7 protein-coding genes are annotated in these 7,997 nt (G+C 72.3%); 4 read left to right on the forward strand and 3 right to left on the reverse strand.

Going from position 1 to position 7,997, the window contains the following annotated elements:
• Positions 1-9: 9 nt before the first annotated feature.
• Positions 10-2,202, reverse strand: a complete 2,193-nt coding sequence (locus QZX64_RS06845) for a carbon starvation CstA family protein (protein WP_295657881.1) — start codon at positions 2,200-2,202, stop codon at positions 10-12.
• Between the two features lie 139 nt (positions 2,203-2,341).
• Here QZX64_RS06845 and ffh point away from each other — a divergent pair, with 139 nt between their 5' ends.
• Together ffh and QZX64_RS06855 are read left to right on the forward strand one after the other, a co-directional pair.
• Positions 2,342-3,907 carry a signal recognition particle protein gene (ffh, locus tag QZX64_RS06850; RefSeq protein WP_295657882.1) on the forward strand — a complete coding sequence of 522 codons (1,566 nt, stop codon included), beginning with the start codon at positions 2,342-2,344 and terminating at the stop codon, positions 3,905-3,907.
• A 37-nt stretch (positions 3,908-3,944) separates the two neighbouring features.
• A complete protein-coding gene (locus QZX64_RS06855) occupies positions 3,945-4,316 on the forward strand; it encodes an NYN domain-containing protein (RefSeq protein WP_295657883.1) in 372 nt (123 codons plus the stop codon).
• Between the two features lie 29 nt (positions 4,317-4,345).
• Here QZX64_RS06855 and QZX64_RS06860 read toward each other — a convergent pair whose 3' ends face one another.
• Entirely contained in the window at positions 4,346-5,542 is a 1,197-nt protein-coding gene (locus QZX64_RS06860; protein WP_295657884.1) for a ScyD/ScyE family protein, read from the reverse strand.
• 447 nt (positions 5,543-5,989) lie between these two features.
• Here QZX64_RS06860 and QZX64_RS06865 point away from each other — a divergent pair, with 447 nt between their 5' ends.
• Both QZX64_RS06865 and QZX64_RS06870 read left to right on the forward strand, forming a co-directional pair.
• The gene (locus QZX64_RS06865; protein ID WP_295657885.1) at positions 5,990-6,127 is read left to right on the forward strand and encodes a hypothetical protein; all 138 of its coding nucleotides are present in this window, start codon (positions 5,990-5,992) and stop codon (positions 6,125-6,127) included.
• A 36-nt stretch (positions 6,128-6,163) separates the two neighbouring features.
• A complete protein-coding gene (locus QZX64_RS06870) occupies positions 6,164-7,324 on the forward strand; it encodes an amidohydrolase family protein (protein WP_295657886.1) in 1,161 nt (386 codons plus the stop codon).
• On the opposite strand, the gene QZX64_RS06875 is transcribed toward QZX64_RS06870, so the two are convergent.
• A complete protein-coding gene (locus tag QZX64_RS06875) occupies positions 7,234-7,944 on the reverse strand; it encodes a hypothetical protein (RefSeq protein ID WP_295657887.1) in 711 nt (236 codons plus the stop codon). The two genes, QZX64_RS06870 and QZX64_RS06875, sit on opposite strands and share 91 nt — an antisense overlap.
• Positions 7,945-7,997 lie beyond the last annotated feature (53 nt).

The raw sequence follows: 7,997 nt of genomic DNA on the forward strand, positions 1-7,997 counted from the left end.
GGCCCGCGGTCATCGGCGCTCCCCGACCGGGGTGGCGGCGCGGGAGGCCTCCCACTCGTGGACGGCGCGCTTCTCCTCGGCGGTGGCGAGGAAGTCGGACGGCGCCACGATCTCCGAGGGCGAGTGCGGCACCTCGGTGGTCGGCAGCCCGCCGGCTCGCACGGCGCGCACCCAGATCAGGATCGCGTTCGCCACGATGACCACCACGAGCAGGGCGAAGGTGAGCTGCAGGACCCCGTTGACGGTGGAGTTGAAGATGATCTTGTCCATCTGGCCGCCGTCGGCCGCCGGTGCCAGCACCTCCCCGGCGTCGCGGGCGTCGCGGAAGCGCGAGGCCTGGGCGAAGTAGCCGATGGCGGGGTTGTCGGAGAAGACCTTCTGGTAGCTCGCGGTCATGGTGGTGATGAGGTCCCAGCCGAGCGGGATCGCCGGCACCCAGACGTACTTGAGCTTGCCGTGCTTGAGCATCAGCGTGACGCACAGCGTCAGCGCGATGGCCGCGAGGAGCTGGTTGGCGATGCCGAACAGCGGGAAGAGCTGGTTGATGCCGCCCAGCGGGTCGGTCACGCCCACGTACAGCATGTAGCCCCACGCGGCGACGACGGCGGCGCTGGCGCCCCACGCGCCGGGCTTCCAGGAGGTGTCGGCGAAGCGAGGCCACAGGTTGCCCACCGTGTCCTGGAGCATGAACCGGCCCACGCGGGTGCCGGCGTCGACGGCGGTGAGGATGAACAGTGCCTCGAACATGATCGCGAAGTGGTACCAGAACGCCTGGAGCCCGCCGCCGAAGGCGGCGGAGAAGACCTGCGACAGCCCGAACGCCAGCGTCGGCGCACCGCCGGTGCGCGAGATGAGCGTCTCCTCCTCGATGGCGGCCGCGGCCGCGCTGAGCTGGTCGGGGGAGATGGTGAAGCCGAGGTTGGTGACGAACTCCGCCGCGCCCTCGACCGTGCCGCCGGTGGCTCCGGCCGGGGAGTTCATGGCGAAGTAGAGGCCCTGGTCGATGACGCACGCGGCGATGAGGGCGCTGATCGCGACGAAGGACTCCATGAGCATGCCGCCGTAGCCGATCATCCGGACCTGGCTCTCCTTGGCGACCATCTTCGGCGTGGTGCCGGAGGCGATGAGCGCGTGGAAGCCGGACAGGGCGCCGCAGGCGATGGTGATGAAGACGAACGGGAAGAGCTTGCCGGCGAAGACCGGGCCGGTGCCCTCGGTGGCGAACGGCGTGACCGCCTGCGCCTCCAGCGAGGGTGCGGCGACGATGAGGCTCACGGCGAGGAGGGCGATGACGCCGATCTTCATGAAAGTCGAGAGGTAGTCGCGCGGGGTCAGCAGCATCCACACCGGCAGCACCGAGGCGATGAAGCCGTAGACCACGAGCGCGATGGTGAGCGTCTCCTTCGACAGCGTCAGCGCGCTCTCGAGGCCCAGCTGCTCGACGTACCCGCCGCCGATGATCGCCAGCAGCAGGAGGCCCACGCCGATCGCGGTGGCCTCCATGACGCGGCCCGGGCGCACTGTGCGCAGGTAGAAGCCCATGAACAGGGCGATCGGGATGGTCAGCCCGATCGAGAAGACGCCCCACGGCGACTCCGCGAGCGCGTTGACCACGACCAGGGCCAGGACGGCCAGGATGATGATCATGATCGCGAAGACGGCGATGAGGGCGGCGGTGCCGCCGACGACGCCGATCTCCTCGCGCACCATCTGCCCCAGGCTCTTGCCGTCGCGACGCATCGAGAAGAACAGCACCACCATGTCCTGGACGGCGCCGGCGAGGATGACGCCGACGATGATCCAGATGGTGCCGGGCAGGTAGCCCATCTGCGCGGCGAGCACCGGGCCGACGAGCGGTCCGGCGCCGGCGATGGCCGCGAAGTGGTGGCCGAAGACGACCCGGCGGTCGGTCACCTCGAAGTCGACGCCGTTCTCGAGCCGCTCGGCCGGCGTGGCGCGGGTGTCGTCGACCTGCAGCACCCTCCGGGCGATGAAGCGCGAGTAGAACCGGTAGGCGATCAGGTAGGAGGCGAGCGCGGCGAACAGGATCCACAGCGCCGAGACGTCCTCGCCGCGGGCAAGTGCCAGAACCGCCCAGCAGACGGCGCCCACCGCGGCGATGCCTCCCCAGACAGCGATGCTGACCGGCCTCGACATGGCCGGGGTCGGCTCGTCGGGCCGAGTGGGGGCCTGGGTGCTCATCTGTGTCTCCTGCGTGCCGAGTTTGTGGTGCTCCCGGCAGGGAATCACATGCCGTACGTCGGCGGCGAGCCCTGCTCGGGTTCGTGCGTCGGCGTGTCCCCGTTAGGCTGGAGGCCCCGAGACCTAGTGAAGGATCATCTTGTTCGCGACACTCTCCGACCGGCTTGCCGACACCTTCAAGAACCTCCGCGGCAAGGGGCGGCTCTCCGAGGCCGACATCGACGCGACCGCGCGCGAGATCCGCATCGCGCTGCTCGAGGCCGACGTGGCCCTGCCCGTCGTCAAGGAGTTCGTCGGCGCGGTCAAGGAGAGGGCACGCGGCGAGGAGGTCAGCGGGGCGCTCAACCCGGCGCAGCAGATCGTCAAGATCGTCAACGACGAGCTCGTCACCATCCTGGGCGGGGAGACCCGGCGGCTGCGGTACGCCAAGACGGGGCCCACCGTCATCATGCTGGCCGGCCTGCAGGGTGCCGGCAAGACGACGCTCGCGGCCAAGCTCGCCCTCTGGCTGAAGGAGCAGGGCAAGGCCCCGGTGCTCGTCGCGGCCGACCTGCAGCGTCCCAACGCGGTCCAGCAGCTCCAGGTCAACGGCGAGCGGGTCGGCGTGCCCGTGTTCGCGCCCGAGCCCGGCAACGGCACCGGCGACCCGGTGGCCGTCGCGAGGGCCTCGGTGGACGAGGCCACCCGCAGGCTCCACGACGTCGTCATCATCGACACCGCCGGCCGGCTCGGTGTCGACGCCGAGCTGATGCAGCAGGCCTCCGACATCCGCGACGCCGTCGACCCCGACGAGGTGCTGTTCGTCGTCGACGCCATGATCGGCCAGGACGCCGTCAACACCGCGCTCGCCTTCCTCCAGGGAGTCGGCTACGACGGCGTGGTGCTCACCAAGCTCGACGGCGACGCGCGCGGTGGTGCTGCGCTCTCGATCGCCTCGATCACCGGCAAGCCGGTCATGTTCGCCTCCAACGGCGAGAAGATGGCCGACTTCGACCTGTTCCACCCCGACCGGATGGCCTCGCGCATCCTCGACATGGGCGACATGCTCACCCTGATCGAGCAGGCCGAGAAGACCTTCGACGCGGAGCAGGCCAACAAGGCGGCCGAGAAGCTGCTCGGCGGTCAGGACTTCACCCTCGACGACTTCCTCCAGCAGATGCAGCAGATGCGCAAGCTGGGCTCGATGTCGAAGATCATGGGGATGCTGCCCGGGATGGGGCAGTTCCGCGAGCAGCTCGACAACTTCGACGAGCGCGAGATCGACCGCATCCAGGCGATGATCCTGTCGATGACGCCGGCCGAGCGCGACAACCCCAAGATGATCGACGGCTCGCGGCGGGCCCGCATCGCCAAGGGCTCCGGCGTGCAGGTCTCCGACGTCAACCAGATGGTCACCCGCTTCTTCGATGCCCGCAAGATGATGCAGCAGATGGCGCGCGGTGGCGGCATGCCCGGGATGCCCGGGCTGCCCGGGATGGGCGGCACGGGGGGTGGCGGCAAGAAGCAGAAGTCGAAGAAGCCGGCCAAGGGCCGTCGCGTCTCCGGCAACCCGGCCAAGGCGGCCGAGCAGGCGAGGGCGGCTGCCGAGAGGCCGGCCGCCGCAGCGGCGAACCCGTTCGGCAACCCCGACGAGGCCGGCACCGACTACGAGCAGGCGGCCGCGGCGCTCGACCTGCCCAAGGACTTCTCCAAGTTCCTGAAGTGAGAAGCCCCCTCGGCACCCGGTGCGACGGAGGGCGGGCATGACCACCACGCTCGTGGTCGACGGGGCCAACGTCGTCGGCTCGCGTCCCGACGGCTGGTGGAGGGACCGCGCCGGTGCGGCGCGCCGGCTCCACGAGCGGCTGCTGGTCGCCGACCTGCCGCACGACGAGGTCGTGCTGGTGCTCGAGGGCGGGGCGAAGGGCGGGGTCAAGGCGGGCCGTGACGGTCACGTCCGGGTCGTGCACGCCCCGCGCGACGGTGACAGCGAGATCGAGCGGGTCACCCGGGCGGCGCGCGAGGACGGCGGGCAGGTCACCGTCGTCACGGCCGACCGGTTCCTCCAGGCGCGGGTCCAGGGCCACGGCGCGATGGCGCTGGGCCCGTCCTGGCTGCTCGACCGCATCGCCTGAACGGGCCCCGCACCACTCACGGCACACTGCTACCGGAGCGGGATGCTCACCACCTGTCCCTCGCCGGCGCAGACGCTGCAGGTCGTGACGTAGGCCTTGCCACGGTGCATCGCCACGCCGTACGGCGCGGGCAGGTCGTCCGCCACCGTGGTGTGTGAGCCGTCACGCCCGACCTTGACCAGCGAGCCCATCGGCAGGCCCTCAGCGGCGAGCAGACCGGCGTCGCCGGCGATCTGCACGGCGTACAGGCGGTGACCGGACCACGCGAGGTCGGTGACGTTGGTCAGTCCGGACGCGTACACCGTCGGGGCCTGTCCGGGGACCACGCGATAGATCGAGGCGCCGCCGGCCGGGAACGGGAATCCGGTCAGCTGGCTGACGTACCACGCGCCGTCGGGGCCGCGCACGACCGAGGTGGGCACCGCCTGCATCGGGATGTCGCCGGGCGGCAGGAACGGCGGGGCCGGCACCATGCGCTCGGGGAAGACGGCCATGGTCTTGATGTCGCGCCGCCGAGTGACCCGTTGGAGGGTGTTGCCGCCGGCGTCGGTGAGCACGAAGCCGCCACCCGACCGGGCCAGGCCCGTGGGGTTGCTGTCGGGCCCGGCGCCGTCGGGGTCCTCGGCGGTCTCGTACCCGGCGAGGTCGGCGATGACGCGCGGTGCGCGGCCGCCCAGAGGACCTGCCATCAGGGTGCCGAGCGCCTCGCCGCCGGCGATGTCCTCCCGGACGGCCGGGTCGTTGGCCAGGCCGACCGTGACGGCGTACCAGGAGCCGCGCACCGACACGTCGGCCGGGCCGCTGGCCCCCGCGCCGCCCTCCCCGGCGAGCGACGGCAGGCCGCTGACGACGCGCTCCTGATCACCCTTGTCGATCCGGGTGACGGCGCCGGAGAGCCCGAAGCAGGCGGGCCCCTCCGGTCCCTCGACGCAGGGCCCGGTGCCGCCGCGACCGGCCTCGGCGACGTACAGCGAGGCGCGGTGCTTCCCGCCGCTGCCGTGGTGTCGACCGTGGTGCCGCGTCCGGGTGCTGAACGAGAGGAGGCGGGGGTTGTCGAGACCGGTGGCGACGACGGCCCAGGGCGGGCCGGACGGCTCGCCCGAGCCGCCGTCGCCGTTCGACCCGTCGGCGAGCGACGGGGACGGGGCGAGCAGGAGTGTCGACACGAGCGTCACGGTCGTGCCGAGGACGGCCGCGGTGCGGCGTCCCGGAATGCGTTGGTTCATGGATGGACCACCTTCGTAGAACTGCGAGAGTTCCCACACTGCTCACGTCCGACCGCATCCGGCATCCCCGACACCGGGTACCTGCGATGGCTTACTTCCACAGATCGGTTTCGAAAGTCGGACGTTCACGGCTAGTGGCTGGCGCGTCCCGGGCCTACGGTCGAGGAGTGACGCCGGTCACGACACTCGGACGTGAACAGGAGCCCCGCATGCGCCACCCCACCCCGCCGCCTGGCGGTACACCGGCGACGGGGGCTTCGACCTCAGGGGTGGCCGGCTGACCAGCAGGGTCGGGCCGACGGGCGGCTTCGGCACGCTCTGGTACGCACCCGAGCAGTACGCCGACTTCTCGCTGCGCCTGCAGTTCCGCGACGACGCCCCCGGCACCGCCCGCGGCAACAGCGGCGTGCAGGTGCGCTTCCCGGCGCTCGGCGCCCCGGTGGCCGGTTGCCTGACCACCTCCAGCGGCAGCGAGACGGCAACCTCTCCCGGATCGCCGTCAACTACGGCCACGAGGTGCAGGCCCACGGCTCGGCGCCCGACGTCGTGTCCTCCCGCAACGTCAGGATCCGCGAGCTCGGCTGAGGTCCGCGGAGCGCCGGCCCCGGTAGCCTCCGCGGCATGACCGCGCTGAGATTCTCGGGGCCGGTGCTCCCCGACGGCGAGGTGCGTGAGCTCTACGTCGTCGACGGGCACGTCACCTTCGAGCGGCAGGCCGGCGCCGAGACCGCCGCCGAGGGCTGGATCGTCCCCGGCCTCGTCGACGCGCACTGCCACGTCGGGCTCGCGGACCACGGCGCCACCACCGACGACGAGGCCGAGCGGCAGGCGATCGCCGACCGCGACGCCGGGGCGCTGCTGCTGCGCGACTGCGGCTCGGCGCTCGACACCGCGTGGATGCACGAGCGCGACGACCTGCCGCGGCTCATCCGGTGCGGGCGCCACATCGCCCGCACCAGGCGCTACATCCGCGGCTACGCCCACGAGGTGGAACCGGCCGACCTCGTGGGGTACGTCGTGCAGGAGGCGCAGCGCGGCGACGGCTGGGTCAAGCTGGTCGGCGACTGGATCAGCCGCGAGACCGGGGACCTCGAGCCGAGCTTCCCGGCCGAGACCCTCACCGCGGCGATCCGGGCCGCCCACGACGTCGGGGTGAAGGTCACCGCGCACTGCTTCGGCGAGGCCGTGCTGCCCGCCCTCATCGGGGCCGGCATCGACTGCATCGAGCACGGCACCGGGCTCTCCAGCGACCTCGTCGAGGCGATGGCCGCCCGGGGGACGGCGCTGGTGCCGACCGTGATGCAGCTCGAGAGGTTCCCGCAGTTCGCCGCGGCCGGCCGCGAGAGGTTCCCGACCTACGCCGGCCACATGAGCGACCTGCACGCCCGGCAGCGCGACACGATCATGGCGGCGCACGACGCCGGGGTGGCGCTGTACGCGGGCACCGACGGCGGCGGCGTCGCCCCGCACGGCAACCTCGCCGGGGAGGTGCTGGCGATGGCGGGTCTCGGGATGTCGCCGGAGTACGCCCTGGGCGCCGCCTCCTGGCGGGCGCGGCGGTGGCTGGGCTTCCCCGGGATCGAGGAGGGCGCGTCGGCCGACTTCTGCGTCTACGACGCCGACCCGCTGCAGGACCTCCGGGTCCTGCAGCGGCCGGCGTACGTCGTCCTTCGAGGTGCGCGGGTCGGCGCTCAGTCGAGCGGCTCGTCCTCGTCCTCCGGCACGTCCTCGTCCTCAGGCTCGTCCTCGGGCTCGTCCTCGGTGTCCGGCTCGTCGTCGTAGTCCAGCGCCTCCCAGGCGGCGTCGAGCGCCCGGCGGGCCGCCCGCACGTCCGAGCGCGGGCTCGTGGCGGTCACGGCGAGCGCGGCGCCCACCGCGGACCGCAGGAGCGCGGTCGCCTCGGGATCGTCCGCGGCCGCCTCGGCCAGGTCCACGGCCTCCTCGAGGAGGCCGACGACCCGGACGTAGTTCTCCACCCGCAGGGCCGACACCGCGGCCCGGGCGGCGCGGAGGTCGGTCGAGGCGCCGAGCCGGGCGAGGGAGGCGCGGTCGCCGGCGACGGAGCCCGCCACGACTGACTCGAGGTCGTCGGGGAGCGCGGCGGTGCGCCGCGAGGCGGCGACCTTGGCGAGGTAGGCGTCCTTGACCGCGACGGCCTTGGCCAGCTGCCTGGCGAGCGGCGTGGCACGCTCCTGCCTGCCCTTGCCCTTCTTGCCGTGCTTGCCCTTCGTGTCGTGCTTGTCGTGCTTGTCGTGCTTGCCGTCGTGGGGCGTGGCCTGGTGCCGCCCGACCGAGTGCCCGCTCCCCGGTGCCGCCTCCGCGGACCGGGTGAGCGCGACAGGGCCGAGCAGGACGGCGACGGCGACGGCGGCTGCCGTCAGGCGGTGCGTAGTGGTGCTCATGGGTGCTTGCTCCTGGTGACTGGCCTGGGGACTGACCTGGTGACTGGCCGGGG

Source organism: uncultured Nocardioides sp. (genome assembly GCF_902805925.1).
GTDB lineage: Bacteria > Actinomycetota > Actinomycetes > Propionibacteriales > Nocardioidaceae > Nocardioides.

Excerpts from the sequence above, each read along its gene's own strand:
- QZX64_RS06845 (WP_295657881.1), bottom strand. The coding sequence starts at position 2,202 with ATGAGCACCCAGGCCCCCACTCGGCCCGACGAGCCGACCCCGGCCATG.
- QZX64_RS06855 (WP_295657883.1), top strand. The coding sequence starts at position 3,945 with ATGACCACCACGCTCGTGGTCGACGGGGCCAACGTCGTCGGCTCGCGT.
- QZX64_RS06860 (WP_295657884.1), bottom strand. The coding sequence starts at position 5,542 with ATGAACCAACGCATTCCGGGACGCCGCACCGCGGCCGTCCTCGGCACG.
- QZX64_RS06870 (WP_295657886.1), top strand. The coding sequence starts at position 6,164 with ATGACCGCGCTGAGATTCTCGGGGCCGGTGCTCCCCGACGGCGAGGTG.
- QZX64_RS06875 (WP_295657887.1), bottom strand. The coding sequence starts at position 7,944 with ATGAGCACCACTACGCACCGCCTGACGGCAGCCGCCGTCGCCGTCGCC.